The 23,886-nt window shown below is 49.1% G+C and carries 22 protein-coding genes and 1 rRNA gene; 15 read left to right on the forward strand and 8 right to left on the reverse strand.

Annotation, left to right across the window (positions count from 1 at the left end; all coding sequences use genetic code 11):
- The first annotated feature begins 97 nt into the window (after nt 1-97).
- Complete coding sequence (gene folE, locus Pyrde_RS08120; protein ID WP_055409783.1) at nt 98-667, forward strand: GTP cyclohydrolase I FolE; 570 nt, start codon at nt 98-100, stop codon at nt 665-667.
- Here folE and Pyrde_RS08125 read toward each other — a convergent pair.
- Nucleotides 640-1,104: a TrmH family RNA methyltransferase gene (locus tag Pyrde_RS08125; RefSeq protein ID WP_055409785.1), complete on the reverse strand. Its 465-nt coding sequence runs from the start codon at nt 1,102-1,104 to the stop codon at nt 640-642. The genes folE and Pyrde_RS08125 overlap by 28 nt on opposite strands.
- Between Pyrde_RS08125 and Pyrde_RS08130 the strand changes: the two genes are divergently transcribed.
- Nucleotides 1,078-1,935, forward strand: coding sequence for a hypothetical protein (locus tag Pyrde_RS08130; protein WP_143522140.1), 858 nt, complete (start codon nt 1,078-1,080; stop codon nt 1,933-1,935). The two genes, Pyrde_RS08125 and Pyrde_RS08130, sit on opposite strands and share 27 nt — an antisense overlap.
- A gap of 18 nt (nt 1,936-1,953) precedes the next feature.
- Here the strand turns inward: Pyrde_RS08130 and Pyrde_RS10750 are convergent, their stop codons facing one another.
- Nucleotides 1,954-2,163 (reverse strand): hypothetical protein, encoded by a 210-nt coding sequence (locus Pyrde_RS10750; protein WP_156328040.1) that lies wholly within the window; start codon nt 2,161-2,163, stop codon nt 1,954-1,956.
- Nucleotides 2,164-2,529: 366 nt separating this feature from the next.
- Here Pyrde_RS10750 and Pyrde_RS08140 point away from each other — a divergent pair, with 366 nt between their 5' ends.
- Both Pyrde_RS08140 and Pyrde_RS08145 read left to right on the forward strand, forming a co-directional pair.
- Nucleotides 2,530-2,799, forward strand: a complete 270-nt coding sequence (locus Pyrde_RS08140) for a hypothetical protein (RefSeq protein WP_055409790.1) — start codon at nt 2,530-2,532, stop codon at nt 2,797-2,799.
- The gene (locus Pyrde_RS08145) at nt 2,771-3,523 is read left to right on the forward strand and encodes a DUF2192 domain-containing protein (protein ID WP_055409792.1); all 753 of its coding nucleotides are present in this window, start codon (nt 2,771-2,773) and stop codon (nt 3,521-3,523) included. The genes Pyrde_RS08140 and Pyrde_RS08145 overlap by 29 nt, the downstream gene beginning before the upstream one ends.
- Before the next feature lie 109 nt (nt 3,524-3,632).
- On the opposite strand, the gene Pyrde_RS08150 is transcribed toward Pyrde_RS08145, so the two are convergent.
- Entirely contained in the window at nt 3,633-5,009 is a 1,377-nt protein-coding gene (locus tag Pyrde_RS08150; RefSeq protein ID WP_055409794.1) for an acetyl ornithine aminotransferase family protein, read from the reverse strand.
- A gap of 77 nt (nt 5,010-5,086) precedes the next feature.
- Here Pyrde_RS08150 and Pyrde_RS08155 point away from each other — a divergent pair, with 77 nt between their 5' ends.
- Complete coding sequence (locus tag Pyrde_RS08155) at nt 5,087-5,401, forward strand: 50S ribosomal protein L35ae (RefSeq protein WP_055409796.1); 315 nt, start codon at nt 5,087-5,089, stop codon at nt 5,399-5,401.
- Between the two features lie 115 nt (nt 5,402-5,516).
- Here Pyrde_RS08155 and Pyrde_RS08160 read toward each other — a convergent pair whose 3' ends face one another.
- The 4 genes from Pyrde_RS08160 to Pyrde_RS08175 form a co-directional block, all read right to left on the reverse strand.
- Nucleotides 5,517-5,960 (reverse strand): NUDIX hydrolase, encoded by a 444-nt coding sequence (locus Pyrde_RS08160; RefSeq protein WP_055409798.1) that lies wholly within the window; start codon nt 5,958-5,960, stop codon nt 5,517-5,519.
- Between the two features lie 113 nt (nt 5,961-6,073).
- Complete coding sequence (locus Pyrde_RS08165; protein WP_055409800.1) at nt 6,074-6,847, reverse strand: hypothetical protein; 774 nt, start codon at nt 6,845-6,847, stop codon at nt 6,074-6,076.
- Nucleotides 6,848-7,045: 198 nt separating this feature from the next.
- Nucleotides 7,046-7,999, reverse strand: a complete 954-nt coding sequence (mvk, locus tag Pyrde_RS08170) for a mevalonate kinase (protein ID WP_055409801.1) — start codon at nt 7,997-7,999, stop codon at nt 7,046-7,048.
- A gap of 339 nt (nt 8,000-8,338) precedes the next feature.
- The gene (locus Pyrde_RS08175; protein WP_055409113.1) at nt 8,339-8,527 is read right to left on the reverse strand and encodes a chromatin protein Cren7; all 189 of its coding nucleotides are present in this window, start codon (nt 8,525-8,527) and stop codon (nt 8,339-8,341) included.
- 341 nt (nt 8,528-8,868) lie between these two features.
- On the opposite strand from Pyrde_RS08175, the gene Pyrde_RS08185 reads away from it, so the two are divergent.
- Both Pyrde_RS08185 and Pyrde_RS08190 read left to right on the forward strand, forming a co-directional pair.
- Nucleotides 8,869-11,352, forward strand: coding sequence for a valine--tRNA ligase (locus tag Pyrde_RS08185; protein WP_055409805.1), 2,484 nt, complete (start codon nt 8,869-8,871; stop codon nt 11,350-11,352).
- A gap of 491 nt (nt 11,353-11,843) precedes the next feature.
- The gene (locus Pyrde_RS08190) at nt 11,844-12,458 is read left to right on the forward strand and encodes an HD domain-containing protein (protein WP_055409807.1); all 615 of its coding nucleotides are present in this window, start codon (nt 11,844-11,846) and stop codon (nt 12,456-12,458) included.
- 655 nt (nt 12,459-13,113) lie between these two features.
- Here Pyrde_RS08190 and Pyrde_RS08195 read toward each other — a convergent pair.
- Entirely contained in the window at nt 13,114-13,782 is a 669-nt protein-coding gene (locus tag Pyrde_RS08195) for a hypothetical protein (RefSeq protein ID WP_055409808.1), read from the reverse strand.
- A 488-nt stretch (nt 13,783-14,270) separates the two neighbouring features.
- On the opposite strand from Pyrde_RS08195, the gene map reads away from it, so the two are divergent.
- The 8 genes from map to dnaG all read left to right on the forward strand — a co-directional run bounded on the left by map (nt 14,271) and on the right by dnaG (nt 23,843).
- Nucleotides 14,271-15,179 (forward strand): type II methionyl aminopeptidase, encoded by a 909-nt coding sequence (gene map / locus Pyrde_RS08200; protein ID WP_055409810.1) that lies wholly within the window; start codon nt 14,271-14,273, stop codon nt 15,177-15,179.
- A gap of 107 nt (nt 15,180-15,286) precedes the next feature.
- Entirely contained in the window at nt 15,287-16,417 is a 1,131-nt protein-coding gene (locus tag Pyrde_RS08205; protein ID WP_180385469.1) for a DUF1512 domain-containing protein, read from the forward strand.
- Between the two features lie 368 nt (nt 16,418-16,785).
- Nucleotides 16,786-16,905 (forward strand): 5S ribosomal RNA (gene rrf / locus Pyrde_RS08210).
- 220 nt (nt 16,906-17,125) lie between these two features.
- Nucleotides 17,126-17,815 (forward strand): metal-dependent hydrolase, encoded by a 690-nt coding sequence (locus Pyrde_RS08215; protein ID WP_055409814.1) that lies wholly within the window; start codon nt 17,126-17,128, stop codon nt 17,813-17,815.
- Nucleotides 17,816-17,896: 81 nt separating this feature from the next.
- Nucleotides 17,897-19,390 carry a phenylalanine--tRNA ligase subunit alpha gene (gene pheS / locus Pyrde_RS08220; RefSeq protein ID WP_055409816.1) on the forward strand — a complete coding sequence of 498 codons (1,494 nt, stop codon included), beginning with the start codon at nt 17,897-17,899 and terminating at the stop codon, nt 19,388-19,390.
- Entirely contained in the window at nt 19,371-21,029 is a 1,659-nt protein-coding gene (gene pheT, locus Pyrde_RS08225; RefSeq protein ID WP_055409817.1) for a phenylalanine--tRNA ligase subunit beta, read from the forward strand. The genes pheS and pheT overlap by 20 nt, the downstream gene beginning before the upstream one ends.
- Nucleotides 21,030-21,326: 297 nt before the next feature.
- Nucleotides 21,327-22,415 carry a tyrosine--tRNA ligase gene (locus tag Pyrde_RS08230; protein WP_055410896.1) on the forward strand — a complete coding sequence of 363 codons (1,089 nt, stop codon included), beginning with the start codon at nt 21,327-21,329 and terminating at the stop codon, nt 22,413-22,415.
- Between the two features lie 150 nt (nt 22,416-22,565).
- Nucleotides 22,566-23,843, forward strand: coding sequence for a DNA primase DnaG (gene dnaG, locus Pyrde_RS08235; RefSeq protein WP_055410898.1), 1,278 nt, complete (start codon nt 22,566-22,568; stop codon nt 23,841-23,843).
- Nucleotides 23,844-23,886 lie beyond the last annotated feature (43 nt).

Consider the following 23,886-nt stretch of genomic DNA (forward strand, 5'->3'; position numbering starts at 1 on the left):
CTATGCCTCACGGCCGTTATTCCTGCTAACAATAACCTGGGTCAGCCTCTTTAGCCCCTCTGGCTCTACCATCCCGGCTCCATGGATGGGGATGTAAATGGGCATAGACAAGGAAAAGATTGAACATGCTGTAAGACTAATCCTTGAGGCCATCGGGGAAGACCCAGACAGAGAAGGTCTTAGGGATACGCCGAGACGTGTAGCAGAGATGTTCGAGGAGATCCTCGCGGGGTACAAGGATAGCGAAGAGTATACATGGTTCACCGAGACTAGCGATCTCGTTGTAGTCTCTGGTATAAGGTTCTATAGCTTATGTGAACACCATATACTACCATTCTTCGGTGTCGCACATGTAGCCTATCTACCAAGGGGCCGGGTCATAGGACTATCGAAGATCGTGCGCATAGTTAACAAGTACGCGAGAAGGCTACAGATACAGGAACGTATGACACAGCAGATAGCCGAGGAGGTTTCACGCGCAACTGGTTCGCCAGACGTTATGGTGGTGACAGAGGCTGTACACCTTTGCATGGCAATGAGGGGTGTGAGGACGCCAGCACCGACCGTGGTTGCAGCTGTTCGTGGCGCATTTGCGACACGGAGCAGCCTTAAGGACGAGGTCTACAGAATTATAGAGCCTCACAGGTTCCGGGGCTTTCCACTTTGAGTTCCACGCACTACTTCATATAATGCAATTGCGAGCGAAGCCGCAACATTATAGCTCATCCCTTGTACGACTGTGGGTATTTTTGCCACAGCTTTGGGCTCCGGTATAGCTTCTACTACGTGTTGTGGTATACCGTAATCCTCAGCACCTATCACGACTACTATTCTTTCATGGCTAAACTCTACTTCATGCAGATACTTTGTACCATATGTCTCTAATACTACATACATTGCTTCACCTATAGCATTGACAGTTTCTTCCATACTCTGGACTATGTGTAGTCTTGTACGTGCTTTTTGCTGAAGCATTTCAAGCTTATAGTCTACGCCAGGCCGGGGTATAACGTAGAGGTCAGCCCTGATAGATGCAGCCAGAGCCGCCACGTCATGGAGGTTTTGGGGGTTCTTGGGATGGTAGAAGATAACGTTGACCTTCACGTGGTAATCACCACCCCTCCATCAATATTTGATGCTGCAGTACTTGCCCGTACACTCTATACTGCCCTGGGAACAGAGGGGTGGAAGCTAACCATTATAGGTATGGGTAGACGTCTGCCATTGAAGCTGATAAGTGAGGCACGTCTTCCAGTATCCGTAGCATTATCAAATGTATCTATGGAGCTTGAAGCAGAGCCCCCTGGACCCGTCTATATTGTCGACAATAGAGGCGAGCCGGCCTGGAACCTAGAACCTCCCAGGACAATAATAATAGATTATGGAGGAACCTTCGCTGCAAGCTTTCACGATGCAAAGAGGGTAAGAGGGCTTGGAGCACCGAGCTTAACTTACGAGGCTATTACCGTACTCTACGAGTTCTTCGTTCGAAGGAAGAGTTGGAGCCCTGACTACTCTAGTGCGTTCTCGCGGGATATCCGTAGTGGCGTATATCTTGCTAGAAAAGTGCTAGAGGCTATACAAGTGTTCGACAATTACATCGTACTCGAGCCAAGCGTTATAGCCTTCACTCTACGTAAAGTATACCTTAATAAGGGCTTGCTCGTTGATCCCGATACATTCAAGCTCGAAGTAAACGTTGTAGACGGGGCCGTAGAGGAGCATATTACGCTCAAGACGTACTCTATTCGCGGTCTACGCAGCATAGGAAACATTGAGGTTAAGTTTAACGGCGAAGTGCTTGAAATACATGACCAAGAGGGCATGGCCTACCGGATAGTTATTGACGCATACAGACGTATAGCGTGCTGTGCATCCGGACTATGTGTTGGCACCGAGGAGGATGACGTCAATATTCCTAGACTAGAACCATAACCCTGTTTCGCCTAAAGGCTATTCGTTCAGTCTATCTATTATCCCAAACTGTTGCAATATATCCAAAGTCTCACGTAGACCTCTACGTAGTAGTGTACCAGTTATACGACACGCTGTTAGATATGGTATGTCGAACCCTAGATCTACAAGTATGCGTTTAATAACTGCCATACTTGCCTTGTCAAGGCTTATACATAGAGGGCTAGGTTGTGCGGGAACTACAGCCACGACGGGTCGTTCACCCGCCATATATGCGATGACTAGACATGGACTCTCCCTGCACATCGCTCTATATACTGCTGCAGCTTTGGGAAGTCCCTCCTGCTCCCCGGTTCTACTACCAGAAGGCCGCCAGACTAGTGGCCCCATTGCCTGTCGCCCCTACCGGTTGATCCTCTGCATGCCAGACCTGGCAGATACTATTAGGGCTCACTAGCAGGCATAGAATATGGGTGCAGATAGCGCTTACTCAGAGAAGCCCTGCTCTACAGCCCTAAAGGGGCCGGTGAGCGGCTCACGCAGAACTGAAAGATCCCGACGTGATGATGCTCGGGCATAGGCGAGGCCCTTTGATATGGCGGGGAGGATGCGTTTATGCCCCCTAAGTGGCTTACTACAGAAACCCTCATCAAGCTGGTTAAAAGGATGAGGGAGCGGTGGCCTGATGCAGAAGTTGAACGCATAGTCCAGAAGAGGAGCAAGCAGATCCTCTACATAAGAATCGGAGGAAAAATGGTTAAGCTAATAGTATACCGTGATGGAAGGGTAAGAGCCTTCGGGGAGCCTGAAGGCGTTGCCTTGGCTCTAAGAAATATCGCTGAAAGGGTGCTAGGTGTTGGAGAGCATAGAGCCCCGGAAGGCTAGAGAAACACAGAGGCAGAGAATAGACGCCGCTATGGAGGCTCTTTCGAAGCTTCTCCGCGGAAACGTAGTGAATCGCGGCGAAGCTGTCAAGCTACTGGAGGAGGTGTACAAAGGTAAAGCAGTACAGCCATTGAGGGGCAAAGCATGGCCCGAGGATATATGGGATAAAGAAATGGCCACACTCTATGTTATAGCCAAATATGCCCTCATGCTCGATGAGGAGAACCCCAAGCTCTTCCACAAACTGTTCGACTATGAGGAGACTCTCGAGGAAACTGCTAACATAATCAGGGAGCACTCTGTCGAGGAGGCACGTAAACTTGCGTTATTCATGCTGGGCGGTAATGTTGACGATAACACTGTCGCCCGTCTCTTGAGAGTAATTGCAACAGCTGTGGTAATGGGGTTTAAGAGTGAAGATGAGTTAATAGACTTGTTGCGTAAGCTTAGCAAGGTCTTCCCGGAGCAGGAGCGCACTGTGAGGAAATATGCACGCTACTTCATAGCGCTTAGAGTCGCACAAGCTATAGCCGCTGGCATGATACGGTCACGCATAGATAAGGAGGCGTTCAAACAAGCACTAGCAGCTAAGATAGGACTCGAGAAGATAATGCCCGACGATGAGTACATAGCATTCATAGCATCTACAGTTTTCGAGGTCCCCCGCAAAAGGCTACAAAGGATACTGAGCATAGGGGAAGAAAAAAGAAGAAAGCAGAAGTAGCATAAAGGGTCAGCCGCGGGTTCATCGCTCATCGCCCCGGAGACCCGGGGCTTAGCCCCTTGTAAGCCTCATCACATAGCAGCTGGACCAACGGATATTCCGCATTAAGTTAAGTGTAATAGTCTAGAGGCTCCTTTCTCTCTATACGCTTTACCTCGTCTATTATAGCCTCTACTGCATTCATTAATGCCTCCTCGTCTATCGTCAGTGGCGGCGCTATACGTATCGTGGACACACCTGCACCTATGACTAGATATCCGCGCTTGAACAGCCTCATGAGTACTGTTCCGAGCTCCTCTGATGCTGGCTCTTTTGTTTCACGATCCCTAACTAGTTCGACACCTATCATTAGACCCTTACCACGCACGTCACCTATCATCTTTGTCTCCTCCATGGCATCCCTTAGGCGTTTAAGCACCTTTTCTCCAAGTCTCTCAGCACGCTCGCACAGCTTCTCTCTCTTGATGTACTCTATCACTGCTGTGGCTGCTACTGCCGCTACCGGATTACCTCCAAAGGTTGACGCGTGGCCTCCAGGTCTAATACTCATGACTCGCTCGTTTCCTACGACAGCCCCTAGAGGCAGCCCATCAGCTATAGCCTTAGCCGTTGCTATGACGTCGGGTTTTACCCCCCAGTGTTCTATTGCAAACCATCTTCCGGTCCTGCAGAACCCTGCTTGTACTTCATCCGAGACGAGCAGTATCCCATACCTTCTAGCAAGTTTCTCCAACTCGGGGAAGAAATTGTCTGGCGGGACTATGTAGCCGCCCTCACCCTGTATAGGTTCAAACACAAAGGCTGCAACTTCTGACGGGTCAACCAGTTTCCCAAATATCCACTCCTCAATGTATCCTATAACCATGTCAGCACACTGCCGAGGATCGTCCACAGCAAAGGGGCATCTATACGGATATGGATATGGCGCATGAATTATGCTTGGTAAGAGGGGAGAGAAGCCAAGCCTCTGAACGGGCTTACTAGCCGTAAGCGACACAGCCCCCATAGTCCTACCATGAAATGCACCAAGGAAGGCTATGATGTACTGCCTACGTGTTGAGTATCTTGAAACCTTTATCGACGCCTCTATACTCTCTGCTCCACTGTTTGTAAAGAATACCTTTGCTGGCTTCTCTACAGGTGCTATCTCTACGAGCTTCTCGGCGAGCGCGACAGCTTCCTCATAATAGAAGTCGGTTAGACTATAGTGTATCAGTTTACGAAGCTGCTTAGCTGCTGCCTCTACGACAAGAGGGTTACTAGAGCCAACGTTTAATACTCCGAGACCCGAGTTAAGGTCAATATACATGTTCCCATCTACATCGTAGACCACGTAATCCTCCGCACGCTCAACTACAAGAGGGTACCACCTAGCAAAGCTCTGCATAATATACCGGTGATCCTTCTCTATGACCTTCCTGGCCTTGGGGCCGGGTGGCTCAACTACTATGCGTGGATATTTTGGCTTGCTACTCTTACTCTCCATTCTCTATCCCAAGTAGACAAGCCCATTATCAGCTTTAAAGACCCAGTCGCTGAACCGGCTTGCCGGGGTAGTAGAAGTTGAGCGGAGAGGCTGCAAAGGTCTATACCGGGTTAATTATAGGCTACAGGCTTGGATCAAACACACAGTATGAGAAGCAGGTACTGATAAGGGTTGATGGAATAAACGACTCTAACACCGCTGCACAGCTGATAGGCTGGCGTGTACTCTATCGCGACAATAAGGGTAACGAGTACCGCGGCAAGATAGTAAGAGTGCATGGAAACAAGGGCGTCGTAGTAGCAGTGTTCAAGCCCAATCTACCCGGCCAGGCTAGGGGAGGCAACGTCTACATATACCCTCGCGGCGTCCAGCTGGTTTTTGAGACACAGTAGCATCGATACAGAAATTCTAGAGCCTAGGGGGATTAGGGAAGAGAGACATCACCTAAACAAATCATGCACATGGGCTCCCATTTTCCCCGGGTTATTACCCACTTCCATCCTTTAGCTACGACCTTCCAACATCTACATTGATGATGTACTGCGGATGAATATCTCCATTAATGTTTAGTTTGCGGAGGTACTGTGCAAGCGCCGATGGCCTGAAATTATCTGCATCAAGTTCATCTGGTTTTACCCATCTAAATCTGAGATGCTCCTCTCTAGGCTTTATCTCAGTGTTTCCGAGATTGCAGAGGAAGTAGAAACCTATCTCGTGCACTATTCCACTGCGACGTCTGTAGAACGATTCTACTATGAATGCTAGCTTTGCTTCACCTATATCAAATATTCCTAGTTCTTCTCTTAGTTCTCTCTGAAGCCCCTGGAGTACAGTCTCCTCAGGCCTCACACGACCGCCCGGCAGCCGGTAGAAGTCGCCCTTCTTGCTTAGCTGGACGAGGATAAACCCATCACGCATTATTATGCAGCGCGCCGTCACCCTGAATAGCATTATCGAGCCCCGAATTTAGGGCAAATAGAGCAGACTTGAATATTAATTTACACAATGCATAGGTCTTTCACTCCTGCGAGAAGCTTTACGGTAGGTGTATATGGTGACCGGGGTTATATGCCTGGCACTATTACTGGTGCTTCTACACGGTCTCCTAGCTCTCGCATCTCAGCTGAAAGGATGTAAGCTGACTCGGCATCTTCTACCAAGGCTATAACATGCTTTCCGTATATGTCTACACCAACTGCTAGTGCCCCCAGTCTGGCTAGCATACCACGTATCTTCTGTAGCCTCTTGATTCCACTTATACTGGCTATTTTCTCGCTAAGGGTGTCTATCAGTGTGGGCGCGTCGTCTATGTTATCGTAGACTATCCTCTCGAGGACCCCTACATGGCTATATACTGTCTCCACGAGCCTTTCGCTGTTTAGTGGTTTTCCAAGCCTGAATATTACTGCCCAGAGACCAGAAATGTCATAAAGCGGCATAGTAGATTCTTCTATCACCGCGCTACTTCCCTCTAGCGAAGCTATAGCAGTCTCAATGCCCCACATTCTAGCTGATATACTGTTAACTGTCACGGCTCCATCGTTAGCATAAGCGTCGGACACTAGACTACCTAGTATCTCTCCGAGGGCTGGGTTGGAGTAGTATAGCCCCCTACCCCAGACCTTAATTTCTACATCCTCTACTGCTCCCACCGTCCCAAGGCCACAAGCTTGTGCTATGACTGGCACATCTACCGCTACTGCTACTCCAATGCTAACTATGCGTGGTAGTAGTGTTAGAGTTGCATATGCTTCTACCTCTATGCACCGAGAGACACCAGTAGCAGTTAGTATAATTCCTGCATGAATAACGTGACTACTCCCTACCGTCCCTATCAAGATCACTCCCCAGTAGCTAGCATTAGGTAATGATGTAGAGGCTAGATGTGGAGGGGGTAGTAACACTAGGCGATATACGAGAGAATATACCGCTATAGCCTTATCAGAACAATATATACATAACGAGTTTAATGGAAATGCATCAACTATGTTCATCTTCTACGCTTATCTGTCTAGTCTATACTTTCACCCTATGTGTTAGACATCACTTGCTACCGAGAGCCCAGCAGCGCCTAGAGCACCATTATATACCCGGAACCCAAGCTCCCGGAGACTGCTAGCAACATTGTCAGCTCTACTAGACTCTACGAGTGCTATCGCTGAGCCACCCATTCCAGCCCCAGTGAGCTTTGCCCCTAGAGCACCGTTAGCTCTTGCAACATGAACAGCCTTCTCTAGAGATACATGCGACACACCCATAGCATTAAGAAGCCCGTGAGCTACATCCATTAGCTCTCCAAGCCTTACAGCATCCCCACTTGATATTGCCTTGAGCGCTTCATCAATTATATTCTCAGCCAGCTCTAGCATCTCCTTGCCTATACTACCCAGCCGTCTTAGACGCCCAGCAAAGAACTCTACAGCAGAAGCTGTAGACCTGGATACTCCGGTATCTATAACAAGGATGACAACATCATCAAGTCTCCCCGCGTGTATAGGCTTAAATCCATCGCCGCGTCGATATAGTATGAATCCCCCAAAAGCCGCCACAGTATTGTCGACACCGCTAGGCGTACCATGCACCACCTTTTCGCTCTCATAAGCGGCTCTTGAAATAAAATCTGGAGAGACGCTAAGCCCTCCAACACAAGCATAGGCGGCTGAAGCAGAGACTGCTACAGCTGCACTACTGCCTAGCCCGGCGCCCACCGGTACCTCGGAATCTATAACTATACTAGCTGGCCATAGAACTCTATCACCACCCGCTATATATTCAAACGCCTTTTTTAAGTTACAGAATATCCTACACCTTTTAGAGATATCCTCAACGACACCAAGATTCCTGGATTCAACAACTATACCTTCATGAAGAGATTCAGCTATAACGCGCGAATATATACCTATAGCGGAAGCTATAGCCCTGCCCCCATGTACTACCCAATGTTCCCCGAAGAGTATGACTTTAGCTGGTGCCTTTGCATAACACCTCAAGGAGCTTGTCCCTTCCCCTAATCCTAGGATACACTACAGCTTGGATGCAGGCCTAATACAAGTCTCGCCACAACATGCAATCATGATAATGCTCTATATAACATACTATTGTCTAGCCGAGAACACTACACAAACCAAACAACATATGTTCATGCCGGATATCTAGTGTTAACCGTGAACTAGCTTTTGTGGCAGCAACTGCCTCTACGACACACGTTTAAAGCAGAGGAGGATGTAAATCTAGAAGTATACAATTGTAGGAAGCAGTCCTAGGGTGATGAGAGAGGAGTACTGGCGTAAAAAGACGTGAGCGTAGGCTCAAGCTTCAGTCTTAGGAAGTTAGCTGCATATTGGGTAGTCGTCTGGTACCTTGGCGCGGAAGTACTTGCCGGTTTCTGGGCTCTTGAATAGGCCTATCTTTACGCCCTTCCTGCCCCTGGGGGCTAGCTGCCACACCTTGATGGGTACTAGCTCAACCTCCTTACCAGTAGTCGGGTCACGAACCTTCACAGCCTTCTCACACGCCATACACTACACACCTCTCTAGGCTGTCCTCTTTCTCGTGTAGTAAGTATCTCTTCTACTCTTTTATAGGCTTTACGTTTGGGGCCGGTAGGGGAGTTTTCTAGCCCTCCGGCACCCGCTGGGAATACATTTGTATTACCCTGCAGCCGGGGGCGACTGCTCCACACTAGAGCTAGCCCGGTATTATCACTATCTAGGCTGTATAGGAGATCCTGGAGCCCCTAACACTGCACTCGACAGCCAACTGCTCGACCACCGATACATGGGCTACCTGGGAGAGTTTACGCTAAAGCCTCCAGAGCTACCGCAGCTCTTTTACCCAGGTGATACGCGGGGGCTGCACTATGGGTGCTGAGCCTTCGTCGGCGCCTACCTTTAGACCGAAAATAGAGGAAAAACGTTGGAGCAAAGAGATAGAGAAGGAACTTCTATCAAAATGGAGCAAGGAGAAGCTATACGAATTCAACCCAGAACGTGAGGGTCCAATTCTCATCATAGATACGCCGCCTCCCTATCCTAGCGGCAAATGGCACGTAGGTGGTGCGGCACATTACGCACAGATAGACATGATAGCACGCTACTTCCGGATGAAGGGCTGGAACGTATTTGTACCATGGTATGCCGATCGTAACGGCTTGCCAGTGGAAGTTGCCGTGGAGAAGAAGTACAAGATAGTAGCACACGAAATGGCCAAGACCAAAGAGGGTCGACTGAAGTTCTTGGAGCTATGCAGTAAAGAGCTCGACAAAATAGAGGAAGAGCTGGTAAGAATATGGTCCCGGCTTGGCTGCAGTTTCACATACATCCAGAACGGGACAGATAGCCCTGAGTATCGTCGTATAACACAAGCTACATTCATTGAGCTGTGGAGACGCGGTCTAATATACGAGGCTGAACGGCCAGTAAATTGGTGTCCACGCTGCCGCACTACTCTTAGCGAAGCAGAGATAGAGCATCGTGAAGAAGACGCTTACCTCTACTACGTGAAGTGGAAAGTTAAGGAAACCGGCGAGGAGATAGTAATAGCCACCACGCGCCCCGAGTTGATAGGTGCTGCGAGAGCTGTGGTCTACAACCCCGAGGACGAGCGATACAAGAGGCTCAAAGGACTACACGCCATAGTGCCCATATACGGCTACGAGGTGCCGATACTAGAGCATCCGGCAGCTAAGCCTGAGTTTGGTACAGGACTTGTAATGGTCAGCAGCTATGGTGACTGGACAGACGTACAGATGCTAAAAGACCTAGGACTTGAGCCAAAAGTCATAGTAAATTACGATGGCACGCTTAACGAAAAGGCCGGCTTCCTCCAAGGCCTCCCGATAAGAGAGGCAAGACGTCGTATAGTAGAGGAACTCGAAAAACACGGACTTATAGAGAAGAAGGAGTCTCTGAGACACAGCGTGCCTATATGTTGGCGGTGCAAGACACCTGTGGAGATCGTACATGTACGCGAATATTTCCTGAAGCAGCTAGAGTTTAAGGACAAGCTGCGCGAGATAGCATTAAAGGTTCACTTCCGGCCAGAAAAGCATCGCCGCAAGCTACTGGACTGGATAGATAGCTTGAAGATGGACTGGCCTATATCACGTACAAGATACTATGGAACCGAGATACCTCTCTGGACGTGCCGTCGCTGCGGCGCCAAGCTCGTTCCTGAACCCGGCCGCTACTACAGACCTTGGCTGGAAGAACCCCCGTGGGACAAATGCCCGAAGTGTGGAGCACCACGCAGCGAGCTAGAGGGCGAGAAGCGAGTATTCGACACATGGTTTGACTCTAGTATAAGCGTGCTATACGCATCAGGATACATGAGAAACCCGAGGCTCTTCGAGAGAGCCTTCCCGCAGAACGAGGAGCTGCCCTACACTATGCGACCCCAGGGACTCGACATCATACGCACATGGCTCTACTTCACTATGCTCCGGGTCTACCAGCTGCTAGGCAAGCCAGCATTCCGGTGGATACGCGTAACAGGCATGGGGCTTGACCCGACAGGAAGGACTATGCACAAGAGCCTCGGCAACGTGATAGATCCGGAGCCATACATAGAGACTTATGGTGCTGAGCCGTTCCGGTTCTGGGCAGCAGCTGCTGCTAGGCTCGGCGATGACTACCGCTTCAGCGAGCAAGTGCTGAAAACCGGTAAGCTCTTCCTGACAAAGCTGTGGAACATATCCAGGTTCGTATCGAGCTTCCCGAGGCCCGCTGAGGGATACAAGCTTAGGCCTATAGACCTAGCCTTCCTAGGAGCGCTAAACGAGCTGATAAAGAGGGTAGACCGCTATTATGGAGAAGAGCTAGATGTACACCAGCCCATAAACGAGCTCTACAACTTCACGTGGAATGTGTTCGCGGCGCACTACATAGAGATAGTGAAGACCCGGGCCTATAACAGAGAGGGCGAGTTCAGCGAGGAGGAGCAGAAAGCGGCCTGGTATACACTACACGCCATACTAGATGCGCTACTACGGATGCTAGCCCCGATATTACCCTTCATAACCGACGCGCTGTATCGCAGACTCTACGGCAAGTCTGTACATCAGCAGCAGTTCCCAGAGCCGAACCCGGAGTGGAGTACTGACTATGCCAAGATGCTAGACAAGATCCTATCCCTCAACAGCGCGGTATGGTCGTGGAAGCGTAGCCACGGCTACAAGCTGTCGGATAAGGTAGAGGGCTACAAGCTATATGTCAGCAAGGACCTCGAGCCATTCATAAAGGATCTGTCATACATGCATAAAATAGAGATAGTTGTCAAGGAGCCACCGCCTGGCGCAGAGAAGCTAACCGACGACGTCTACATAGCCAAAGCACAACCAAGCTAAACACGGAGTTGACTCCTCATTCCCTTTTTCCAGCATACACGGTCCACCTCAAGGCACCGCCGACACAATCCATGATCTACAATCTATCTTGTTATCTTGTCTAGGACTGCAGAGGCCTAACTGCAACCAGCCTAAGCCTAGAAGAAGCTCAAAATGCACGAGTAGAGACAGTTCGGGGGATGACTGAAGCCGAGCAGCTGATAGAGTGATGTATCGGATTTCGGCTGACCCCACCACCTCAGAAGCATGCTTAAACAGAGCCAGTACTGATCCTACTACTCCTGGACCCGCGACGCCCGGGGAGAGACCGCCAAGGCTCAGCGGCGGACTGTGACCCCGGGTCTCCCGGCCTTCAACCCACCCCCTTCTCATTTCTGCACTCAAACCACCGACCAAAGCCACCCATTGACATGAAATGAAGGCAGGAGGAGCTAAGGGAGCTGGTTATAGCTCCCCCTGAGCAAGGGCTTGATATTGCCCGGTGATACTACATGGCGATAGACCGGGATCGGGTTCAGAAACTTGACAAGATGCTTGCTGCACTAAAGTCTACACCACGTACAGGGTGGATGCTTCGCGGAGTTCATGCAGCTATAGCTGAGAGTATAGCCGAACACATGGCCGAATCAACAGTACTAGCACTTGTAATCGCTGAGAAACTAAGAGAGAACGGCGTAGAAATTGACGTGCTTAGGGCGGCAACTATTGCCGCTGTACACGACCTATCTGAATCAGTAATAGGAGACATTGTGAAACTAACTGCAGATGCTATAGGAAAGGAGCGCAAAGAGCAGCTCGAACTAAACGTAGCTAAGAACACGCTTGGGGACGACAACATGCTCTATGCATTGATAAAAGAGTACATTGAACAGACAACTCCTGAAGCACGTGTGGCCAAACTGGCGGAGATTCTGTCGACTCTTCTACAAAGCTTACGTTATATTATGCAAGGATATAGAGGTGTATCAGAGATTGCTTGTTCATCAGCACGCGCTATAAAGAAGATGATAGAAAACGCTAGCTGGCTAGCTTCGGTAAGAACCATCGTCGAGGACTATGTGAATGAGGGCCTTAAGGCATGCAATAACCCAAATACTTTAATATAGAAGAATGAGTAGTCAAGGAACGCCATTCATTACATTTGTTCATTAAGAGAATAGAAGCATTGCAAGTATTACATTGACGAGCTGCCCCTACTTACATCTTGTTGTCAAGAAATAGTACTTATGTTTAGTATACTATCCATGGTGTGCCAAAGACTAGTCATTTGGTAACAGGCGATAGCCAGCGGGCACTCATTGCAACAACTGGTTTTCCTGACACGACTCTACTAGTATCGTTAGACTGTAGTACTATATATTGTATGAGCATGATACTTAATAACTATTGGCTGTCTTAGTGTTCGTCAGGTTACAAGGATGTTAGTTGATATGCCCGTCTCTTAATGTAGAGACAGGCGATAGACGTAGAAGACGGATACCGGGAAAGAGTAGCACTGCTTCGGGTCTATCTTGGGGTCAATGTATTTATGACTTGTGTATACGAGATGTCGGAGGGGCATGATCTAAGAATTGTGGCTGGGCATACTAGAGCTAATGTATATACTAGCATATTAATTATATTGCCGAACTTTTGGTAGGCTCTAACATATGTAGGGATTAATCTAAATGTTAGTTGAGTGAAGTCCACAGGTATGTGAAAACCGATATTATTTAGGTATTACTTTAACCAATTGTGTATAAACAAGTATGTTTTAACGGTTTAGAATGTATCATGTATAGTGTTTGATATGATTTCGTTTGTGAGTCGAGTCCCTTTCTGTGCCCACTCTATAGCGTGGATAGGAGATATAGACTGGACTACTGCACCTAGTCGTCTGGCTAGAAGTGACAACGCGTAGAGGAGTAGAGGGACAGTTCCCCAAATCCGCTTTCCTGTAAGCTTTGCTAGAAGCTTCTTGTAACGTGTCGCAAGAAAGTTTGCCAGCTTTTGTTTAGCCTCATTACCGTTTGCCGCGTAGAATATTCTAGACTTTATAGCTAATCTTTTCGCGCCACGAGTTAAGCCCAGAGGTGATATGTAGAGATAAGCCACATCTGCAGTATTGAAATATTTGCCCCTAAGCTTATCGAGGAAATGCTGCAGCCTCTTTATCCTAGTGGAGAACTGTGATGGTGACGTAGGTCTGGATTCTTGTGTTGATACGTATATGGCTACTACTAGGGGGCTTGACCCAGGTATATCTATGACTACTATATGCAACCTCATATCGCTCGAGCTATGGACGGATACAGGCTTTACTACATGCGCCGCTCCTGATGCTTCAACCACCTTCGCTATGTGACGTGCTCCCCCGAGCAGAGGGAGAAGTATCTTGTTAGCTTCCGCTAGCGCTCTTGCCTTGCGCTCTTTGCTAGTCACTATCGTCAATGACGTTCACCGTTTTGGCGAAGATTAGTACCCTAGCCTCGTGCTCCTGGGAATAACTTGAGTTCAGCCAGAACTATTGAGAATTGATTACACAGGTACCGGACAGGAAGAGGAAGGCTCCACTTACTGCTGAGCTGTTACAGGGTAGTACGTAAGAGTGTTAACGCCTCTCCTGTCCAGGGATAGACCTGTGGAGAGAAGGCAGGCAATAAGAGAGCCGTAGCATTGGTGTGTAACCTCTGCCTGACAGGGTTAGTGTTACAGGGTAGTCTGATGCTAGAGCAGCTAGACTCTGGGTGGTGACGAGTGGACCACGGGGTGAGCCCCTCTCAAGGGGCGGTGAAGACGACCCTGCATCGCTGAACCCCTGTGAGTTCAGTTGATATGCGGCAGTAGTGTAGCAGCCTCGCTTGGTGCCTACACTTCGTCTTCGAATCCATTACGTTATTAGGACGTCCAGTCGAAAGGAAGGGTAGGGGAGGGTTATCGTGGATGAGGAAGTGGTTAAGAAGTATATAGAGGCTGGACGTATTGCGCGAATAGTTCGGGACGAGGCTGCTAAACTCATAGAGCCCGGTAGAAGCGTCCTCGAAGTATGTACATATGTTGAGAACAGGATTAGAGAGCTAGGTGCAGCTCCGGCGTTTCCCTGTAACATATCTATCAACGAAATTGCTGCACACTACTCACCAGTGGTCGGGGATGAGACGTCTATCCCCGAAGGCGCGGTAGTAAAGCTTGACATAGGCGTTCACGTTGATGGATATATAGCTGATACAGCAGTCACGGTCACGCTTGATGAAAAGTGGGCACAGCTTCTAGAAGCTGTAGAGGATGCGCTTGCAAGAGCTATAGAGCTTGTAAAACCTGGTGTGAAGTTCGCCGAGGTAGGTAGAGCTATAGAGGCTGCAATCAAGAACAAAGGGTTCAAGCCTATAACTAACCTTGGAGGTCATAGTTTGGCTAGGTACACTATACACGCAGGAGAGAGTATACCTAACGCCTATGACGCCTTGGTCCGTGGAAAGTTCTCATCAGGCAAGGCATATGCCATAGAGCCATTTGGAACCAATGGGGCTGGGCTAGTGTATGAAGGCGAGCTAGTCACTATCTATGCCTTAGTACGTTCGAGTCTCCGGCGTAGACTTGACCCCCGAACTAAGCGTATACTTGAGGCAGTCAAGGAAAGGTTCAAGACACTACCCTTCAACGAGAGATGGCTCACAGACGTTGAGGAGGATGTTGAGGTGCTTAGGAGGAGCCTAAGGAAACTAGCCCGCATGGGGTATTTAGTACAGTATCCCGTACTTATTGAGAGGAACCATGGCATGGTTGCCCAGTTCGAGCATACAATAGTAATTACGGACAATGGTGAAGTGATAGTTACAACTAAGTAGGCTCCTAGGACTTGAGGCTGTAGGCCCAGGGCGCTCTAAATATAGAGTGGCTTAGGACAGGCAGCCTACTCATGAGGGTCTGAGGTGCGATGTCGGTAAATACGACGATGCCTTTCATTAGCTCTTCATCGGATCTCGCTACATGGATAATAGCGATAAGCATCTTAGTCTCAACTGTGTTATCTATCCTTGCTTTCCTTGGTATTGCCCAAGGCCTGCAAGTGAGGATATGGAGAAACCAGATAGAGGCAAAACTAAGGGTTCTTGAGAGCTATAGAAATACTGTACGTGATGAAGCACGTAAAAAGCTTGAGAAACTGGGAGCACATAATCCCGACGAAGTAGTCAACACAGTAATAGAATACTTCGTCATAGAGCCTGTCTCGATAGAACCCATAGACATTATAAAGCGGCTTGAGAAGGTTCTGCGTACTGAAGAGGAGCGTATAGAGGATATAGTCTCCCGCAGTCTACCCAAAGACGTGAGTGATGTCGATAAGAAGAATATTGTAACACTGTTAGCCATTGCAAATGTTCTTAATACTCTCTACAAGTTTGTCCGCCACATACTACTCCTCGGCATTAAGACCAAGAATGCTATGCTTGTAGCACAGCTTTGGATGATGATGCCCTTCTACATGAGAATAGCTAAAGCGTACTTTGACGCTGCAAAAATAATAAACAAGGGCATACCCATAGGTGATGCAGCAGGGCCACTAGCAGCTTACAAGCTTATGAAAATGCTCCGTCTTGAGGCTGGACCTAAAGAAGTGGTAAAAGACACGATGTATAGTGTACATAGTTTTGAGGAGCGTCGAGTAATAATTGTAAAAGCACGTGGTCCAGGTAGCACGGTCGGTAGGCCGGGTGAGGCTGTAGAGAAGATCGTAAATGAGGAGCTAGAAGGCAATATAGCTGCTATTATAACAGTCGACGCGGCACTGAAAATGGAGGGTGAGGAGACGGGATCTATAGCAGAGGGTACTGGCGTAGCTATGGGCGACCCTGGTCCCGAGAAAATACGTATTGAACGAGTAGCTGTTGCACATGGAGCACAGCTCTATGCGATAGCTATCAAGATGAGTCTTGAAGAAGCTATAACAGCGATAAAGAAAGAGATAGTTGATGGAGTTGAGAAAGCAGTTGATAGAGTCAAGAAGCTAATACTAGAGACTACAAAGCCCGGGGACACAGTAATAGTTGTAGGAGTAGGCAATACCCTTGGCGTAGCCCAATAGCATTATGGAGTGTGACAACCTTGGACCAACTTATGTTAGGTTATATAGCGATAACCTTAGCTACAACGCTGATACTCGTCTATATGCTATTTCTAACTGGCAGAAAGCAACAAGATTCAAGAGAACATATAGTAACAGAGATCAGATGTACATCGTGTAATTTTATCGTAAAGCGTGGATTCCGCGAAGGAGACTATGTTGGAAAGAATGTTAATGAAAGATGTCCGCGATGCGGTGGAGAAATGGCAATAGAGTCGATATATGAAGAGAAGATTGAACCGGCAACACGATCTCTTCTATATAAGACTAGAAGTAAAAAAGACAAGAAATAAATACCCCCTCCCGGCTCCAATGCTTCCAACATGGCCCGACCCGGCCATAGCGGCCGGGCAACACCCGGACTCATGTCGAACCCGGAAGTTAAGCCGGCCGCGTTGGGGGAGGCTGTGGGGTCCGCGAGGCCCCGCAGCGCCCCCAAGCCGGGATCGGGCCGCTACAGCCGGTTGATCCATACCCTCTTACTACTTGTATCCTTGTACATCCTTTGTACTCCTTGGCTATGTTATTCTAGAAGATTCATTCATTACATTATCGAGTAGAGTGTAGTTTACGCAAAATCCTTGATGCTGGCCAAGATTTATACTTAGAGTGATGCCTCTACTTCTATTATGGTGAATAAAGGTTAGGGATCCAAAGAGGTGATATGGCATGGGCTATGTTCGCTGGCTTGGCCACTCAGCTTTCGAGATAAGGGTTGATGATTATACGATTCTCGTAGACCCTTGGCTCAGCAACCCCCAGTCTCCAGTAAGCGTTAGCGAATACAAGGGTAAGGTTGATCTAGTAATAGTGACACATGATCACCTGGACCACCTTGGTGACGCTGTACAGATTCTAAGATTGAACCCGAATGCTAAGTTTGCGGCAGTCTACGAGCTTGCAAACTTTGTTGCAGAACAGCTCGGCGACACGTCGGGAAGAATAGTCGGTGCAAATATTGGAGGTCCTCTAAGGATACCCGGTATCGATCTCAAGGTTATGTTCTTCCCTGCAACTCACAGCAGCAACCGCGGGGCGCCTACAAGCGTGGTTATAGCTGGTAAGGAGGCTACACTATTTCATGCGGGCGATACAGGGCTTTTTGCCGAGATGCAGTTCATAGGGGAGCTATATAGGCCGGATATAGCAATGCTTCCTATAGGCAGCCACTTTACAATGGATGTTGTGCAGGCGGCGAAGGCAGTCGAGCTGCTAAAGCCACGTGTCGCTATACCGATGCACTATAACACGTTCCCAGTCATAGAGGCTGATCCACAAGAGTTTGCTAGGCTCGTCGCTGAGAAGGGACTAGACACAAAGGTTGTTATACTAAAGCCGGGCGAGGTATACGAGTTCTAGCCGGCTATGCTGTGGAGCTCGGGTCTACTATCCTAGTTTTTAATCCCTATCCGTCCCACCCGGGTGTCCTGGGCCCCCGGCTTGAGCAAGAAGATTGCGGTATCAGAGTCAGAGTATCAATTCCTTAAGCAGCTTGTGGGCCGCGTTGAGCCGGGCAAGGCCTATACGACTGAGGAGCTAGCCAAGCTTCTAGGGATTCCCAGGAGTCGAGTTGAACCTCTGGTACGCCTTCTAGCCGATAAGGGGCTCCTTGAGATAGAGGAGCAGGTAGTCGAGAAATACGTGGTAACTGAGGAGGCTAAACAGTATCTCGAGGAGGGGTTCCCCGAGGAGAAGCTTGTAAAGCTGCTACACAAGAACGGTGGCGAACTTCCTGTAGATGAGGCTAGGCGGCTTCTTGGTAGAGAGTTTGGCATAGCTATGGCTAATGCGTCGCGTAAAGGCTGGGTGAGAGTAGAGGCCGGCAAGGTGAAGCTCCTAGTTGAGCCCACGGTAGAGGCTGAGGAGAAGAGGCTGCTAAGGCTGCTCAGCGAGGGCAGGAGGCTCTCACCGGATGAGGTGAAACTTCTACGCCGTAGGCGGCTCGTCGCTCCCGAGAAGGAGAAGATAACGATAGTCAGATTTGGTAAGAGTCCAGAGGAGTTTCTCGAGAAAGTTGTTGTTGAGGTTGGTGCTCTGACACGTCAGCTCATAGAGTCTGGCGAGTGGCGCAACATCCGGCTCCGCAGCTATAACGTTGCTGCTGAGCCGCCCAAAGTGTATCCGGGAAGGCTGCACTTTTTCCGCCAGTTCGTGGAGTATCTACGCGATGTCATGAAGGAGCTAGGGTTCGTAGAGATCGAAGAACCGCCGGTAGAGCTAGAGTTCTGGAACTATGACGTACTATTCCAGCCTCAGTACCATCCGGCCCGCTCGCCAACAGACACGTTCTATCTTAGGCAGCCTCGGGAGGGAGTACTACCAGCTGATCTAGCGGTGAGTGTGAGGAAGGCGCATGAGGAGGGTATTGCGGGAAGTCGTGGCTGGGGGTATCGCTGGGATCCCTCTCAGGCAGCCCGCTTGATACTGCGCAGTCATACAACAGCTGTGTCGGCGCGTGTACTCGCGTCAAAGCCGAGGCCGCCGTTCAGATTCTTTAGCCTCGGTAGAGTATACCGTGTAGAGACAATCGATCCTAGGCATTTGCCGGAGTTCCACCAGATAGATGGTATTGCGAGCGAGGATGGTATCAGTCTCCGGTGGCTCATAGGGATGCTCTCAGAGTTCCTGGAGAGACTGGGGTTCCGCGAGTACAAGTTCCGGCCGGCATACTTCCCGTTCACGGAACCCTCCATAGAGGGCTATGTCCGTGTAAAAGGCCAGTGGCTTGAGATACTTGGCGCGGGCATGTTTAGGCCCGAGATGCTTGCAGCTCTTGGCATAGACTATCCGGTTGCAGCATGGGGTATGGGCATAGAGAGGCTAGCCATGGCCCTCTATGGGTTGACGGACATAAGGCAACTCTATAGCATGGATGTCCGCTTCCTCTCGACAATACCGTCGAGGTGGTGGATATATGCCGGTGCTCAAGTTTAAGCCGGGTCGTGTTGAGGAGGTTCTAGGCCTAAGCCTAGACAAGGCACTAGAGATTATGGAGAAGCTAAAGATAGAAGTCGAGCTGGATGAGGAAGGCAATGTTGTAGCGGAGCTCGAGGTTGATAGGCCCGACATGTACAGTCTGGAGGGCATAGCGAGGCAAGCCAAGGGTCTCCTAGGTAGAGAACTTGGTCTGCCAAAGTATGAAGTAGTTGACAGCAGTTATCGTATAGTGGCAGAGGATGTGCCCACTAGACCCTATATAGCTGGAGCAATAGTTTGGGATGTAGACGTTGACGAGGATTTCCTTGAAGAACTCATACAGTTCCAGGAGAAACTTCACACTAGCCACGGAGGCCGGCGTAGGAGGGTGGCAATAGGCCTCCACGACCTCGATAAGCTTCCATCGAAAAACATAACGTACAGGTTTGTAGACATAGATGGTGTGGTGTTTAAGCCACTACACCACGAAAGAACGATGACGCTACGCGAGGTTCTCGAGGAAACAAGCCAAGGCAAGAGCTATGGCAGTATTTCGTTGAGAGACAATAAGCACCCCGTATTGTACTCCGGTAACGACGTCATAAGCGTGCCACCCGTGATAAACGCGGACCTCACGCGTATAGAGCCGGGTACAAGGCACATATTTATCGACGTTACTGGTACTGAGCTTAAGCCTGTACTCGATATATTGTCTATACTAGCCGCTAACCTGGCTGAGCGTAGCAAAAGCAAACGTATAGGCATAGTAGAGGTCAAGGCACCCTGGGGGATGTTAAGAGAACCCCAACTTAAGCCATCTAGCATGGTCCTCGACGTAAAGTATGCGTCAAAAGTGATAGGTACTAGACTCGCACCAAGCGATGTTATCGAGAGCCTCCAGCGGATGAGGTTCGGTGCAAGGGAAGCCGGAAACGGGCTAGTAGATGTAGAAGTGCCACGGTTCCGTGTAGATATCCTCCATCCAGTAGACCTTGTCGAGGAAATAGTCCTGGCCAGGGGGCTCGATAACCTGGCCCCAGAGAGGCCTCGGCTAATGCTCAGAGGTTCACTACTACCGGTGAGGGCATGGGAGCGTGAGGCTAGATTGCTGCTTGTAGGCCATGGGTTTGTAGAGGTGTACTCGTACAGTCTTACCAGCTGTAGAGATCAGGTAGAGCTAGCCGGTGTTGAGGAGGACAAGCTGGTAAGAATAGATAACCCGGTAGGTCTAGAGAGCGAGTGTCTTCGTGCTTCGCTTCTGCCACAGCTGCTCCGTATAGCTAGGACAAACCAGCATGCAGTGCCACTCCGCGTATTCGAGTTGGGTGATGTGGTGGTAGCTGATAGTGCTGATAGAGAGAGAGGAGTCGTGCATAGGCGTAGACTAGCACTACTATACATGGACGAGAAGGCTGGCTATGAGGACGTACAGTCTATAGTATACAGCCTCATTAGACTCTTGGGTGATGAGATAATAGAGGTAAAACCAACGAGACATGGGCTCTTCATAGAAGGCCGTACAGCCGAGCTTAGGACACAGAGAGGAGTAGTTGCTGTCATAGGCGAGGTTAAGCCGCAGATCTTGGAACAGCTAGAGATAAGCTACCCTATAGCAGCAGCAGAGCTAGACTATACGAGCATACACAGCCAGGGCTAAACTCAAGCGAAGACCGGCCCTCGGGGCACCGCTGTCCCCCGCCCCTAACACCCGGGCTCACAGCCCCCACATGGGGGGTCTCGCTCGGGCTCTCTTAGACGGGAGTAACGGGGCGGCGCGGTGCCCCGAGGGCGCCCGATAATAGAAACTTAGTGTCTCAGCCGGTCTTATATCCAGGAGCCAGGAGTCTAGACGATTCCTCCTCTTATGGCTATGTAGTGGACTCCACAACTCTCCTTATATCTGGATCTGTGAAGGCTTCAGTGTAGCTGGGTCTTGTAAGTGGAGGGGCAGGCAATGACTCCTGAGGAGAGGTTGAAGCTGATAACTCGCAATACTGTTGAGATAGTCACTCTTGAGGAGCTTAGGTCCAAGATAGAGGCTGGTGAGAAGCTTAAAGGCTATCTAGGGTTTGAGCCTAGTGGCCTCTTCCACATAGGTTGGCTTGTCTGGGCTAATAAGGTCAAAGATCTAGTAGATGCCGGAATAGAGTTCTATCTGCTAGCTGCTACGTGGCACGCGTGGATTAACGATAAGCTTGGAGGAGATATGGAGCTTATTCGCAAAGCTGCACGGCATGTAGTAGATGTGCTAGAGGCTATAGGTGTGGATAAGGCCAAACTAAAGGTTGTTGATGCAGAGGATCTTGTGTCCGACAAGGAATACTGGGCTATACTCCTACGAGTTGCTAAGAATAACACGCTAGCGAGGATAAAGCGTGCACTGACGATAATGGGTAGGAGGGCTGAAGAGGCCGAACTAGACTTCTCGAAGCTGATATACCCGGCGATGCAAGTCACGGACATATTCTATCTTGATCTAGATATAGCTCTAGGTGGGCTTGATCAACGCAAGGCACACATGCTGGCCAGAGATACTGCGGAGAAGCTTGGCAGAAAGAAGCCTATAGCTATTCATACACCGTTGCTAACTGGCTTGCAGGGTATTGGTCGAATGAACCCAAGTATGGTTGACGAGGAGCAGCATGCAGTCGAGTTTAAGATGAGTAAGTCTAAGCCGGAGACTGCGGTCTTTGTCTACGATAGCCCTGAGGATATAGAGAAGAAGATTTTGCGAGCCTACTGTCCGGCAAGAGAGGTAAAGTTTAACCCCATAATGGAAATCAACAAGTATCTCTTGTTTGCCAGACCTGGCTTCAAGCTGGTTATAGAACGGCCTGAGAAGTATGGTGGCACTATAATAGTGGAGAGTTATGAGGAGCTTGAGAAACTCTACATTGAGGGTAGACTCCATCCGCTGGATCTCAAGAAAGCTACAGCAAAGGCGCTTATAGAGATGCTAGAGCCTGTAAGGAGGTACTTTGAGCAGAACCGTGAAGCGCGAGAAACGCTAGAAGAACTAAAAAAGGCTGCTATCACACGATAATGTTTAACGGAGCCTACTGACAGGCTCACAGTCTTCAGCAATACCATCTATGTAAGAACCCTTACGCGGCTCTTCGTCCACGATGAGGAGCCTGGCTCGTTTAGAGGTAGAGAGGACAACAATACATCATCGCCGCGCCGGGTGTCAGAATTGAAGTACCTTATAAAGGCTAAGATAGAGGTAGAGGGGCTAGTAAATAAGCATGATATAATAGGTGCCATATTTGGACAGACAGAGAATCTTTTCGGAGAGGAGTTTGACCTACGTGAGTTGCAAGACAGAGGTAGAATTGGACGAGTCCAGGTGGAAGTGAAACATCAAGGTACAAAGACCTATGGTGAAATAACGGTTCCTTCAAATCTTGATCGTGTTGAGACAGCGTTAATAGCTGCTATGCTCGAATCTGTAGAAAAGGTTGGTCCCTACAAGGCACGTATACACGTCTATGATATAATTGACGTCCGTGCGGAGAAGATCAAGAAGATAATCGAGCGGGCCAAAGAGATACTTCGTATATGGTCGCTAGAAAAGACACCAGACCTCCGTGAGGTACTGAGGGAAATAAGTGAGTCTATCAAGCGTGGTGAAGTAATATCCTACGGGCCGGAGAAGCTACCAGCTGGTCCAGATGTTAACAAGAGTGATGAAATAATAATAGTGGAAGGTAGAGCTGACGTAATAAACCTCTTGCGCTATGGTTACCGGAATGTAATAGCGCTGGAAGGCGCACGTGGTAAGATACCAGACACTATAATAAAGCTAGCCAAGACCAAGAAAGCTATAGCCTTCGTAGATGGAGATCACGGTGGCGACCTAATACTCTGGGAACTGCTGCGCGTTGCAGACATAGACTACGTAGCACGGGCGCCGCCAGGGAAGGAGGTTGAGGATCTAACTGGAAAAGAGATAGCTAGGGCTCTCCGTAACCTAGTCCCCGCAAAAGAATATCTAGCGATACTAGAGCGTAAGCTCAAGGGTAAGCCTGAGAAGCCTGCCAAACCTCCTGCTGAGGAAAAACCAGAGACGCCACCGAAGCCTGAGACAAAAGTTGAGGAGGCTCCTCCAAAACCCTCGAAGCCAGCACAGCCTAAGGCTGAGCCAGTTATACAAATTGAAGTTGAGCGTGTAGAGATACCGCCAAGCATAGTCGAAGAGATTAAACAGCTAAGTGGCACCCTTGAGGCCATACTCTACGACAAAGAGTGGAAGCCTATAGACAAAGTAGCGGTTAGAGACGTATACAATGTATTGGAAAAGATAGAGCCAGGCAAGGTCTACGCAATAGTGTATGACGGTATAGTGACGCAGCGTATGCTAGATATCGCAGCACAGAAACAGATAAAGCTACTAATAGCTAACCGACTTGGCTCTATCGAACGTAGGCCACAAGGTGTGAGCATCTTAACGTTCAGCGATATAACATCCTAGAGGCTAATATATTCCAAGTTCTTTTGTATTGTTATCTCTATGC

Source organism: Pyrodictium delaneyi (assembly GCF_001412615.1).
Lineage (GTDB): Archaea > Thermoproteota > Thermoprotei_A > Sulfolobales > Pyrodictiaceae > Pyrodictium > Pyrodictium delaneyi.

What these genes read in the sequence shown, in the direction of transcription:
- Pyrde_RS08190 (WP_055409807.1), top strand. Translation starts at nt 11,844, where the DNA reads ATGGCGATAGACCGGGATCGGGTTCAGAAACTTGACAAGATGCTTGCT.
- Pyrde_RS08160 (WP_055409798.1), bottom strand. Translation starts at nt 5,960, where the DNA reads ATGCTATTCAGGGTGACGGCGCGCTGCATAATAATGCGTGATGGGTTT.
- Pyrde_RS08205 (WP_180385469.1), top strand. Translation starts at nt 15,287, where the DNA reads ATGCCTTTCATTAGCTCTTCATCGGATCTCGCTACATGGATAATAGCG.
- folE (WP_055409783.1), top strand. Translation starts at nt 98, where the DNA reads ATGGGCATAGACAAGGAAAAGATTGAACATGCTGTAAGACTAATCCTT.
- pheT (WP_055409817.1), top strand. Translation starts at nt 19,371, where the DNA reads ATGCCGGTGCTCAAGTTTAAGCCGGGTCGTGTTGAGGAGGTTCTAGGC.
- Pyrde_RS08230 (WP_055410896.1), top strand. Translation starts at nt 21,327, where the DNA reads ATGACTCCTGAGGAGAGGTTGAAGCTGATAACTCGCAATACTGTTGAG.
- Pyrde_RS08215 (WP_055409814.1), top strand. Translation starts at nt 17,126, where the DNA reads ATGGGCTATGTTCGCTGGCTTGGCCACTCAGCTTTCGAGATAAGGGTT.
- Pyrde_RS08185 (WP_055409805.1), top strand. Translation starts at nt 8,869, where the DNA reads ATGGGTGCTGAGCCTTCGTCGGCGCCTACCTTTAGACCGAAAATAGAG.
- Pyrde_RS08150 (WP_055409794.1), bottom strand. Translation starts at nt 5,009, where the DNA reads ATGGAGAGTAAGAGTAGCAAGCCAAAATATCCACGCATAGTAGTTGAG.
- Pyrde_RS08175 (WP_055409113.1), bottom strand. Translation starts at nt 8,527, where the DNA reads ATGGCGTGTGAGAAGGCTGTGAAGGTTCGTGACCCGACTACTGGTAAG.
- Pyrde_RS08140 (WP_055409790.1), top strand. Translation starts at nt 2,530, where the DNA reads ATGCCCCCTAAGTGGCTTACTACAGAAACCCTCATCAAGCTGGTTAAA.
- Pyrde_RS08130 (WP_143522140.1), top strand. Translation starts at nt 1,078, where the DNA reads ATGGTAGAAGATAACGTTGACCTTCACGTGGTAATCACCACCCCTCCA.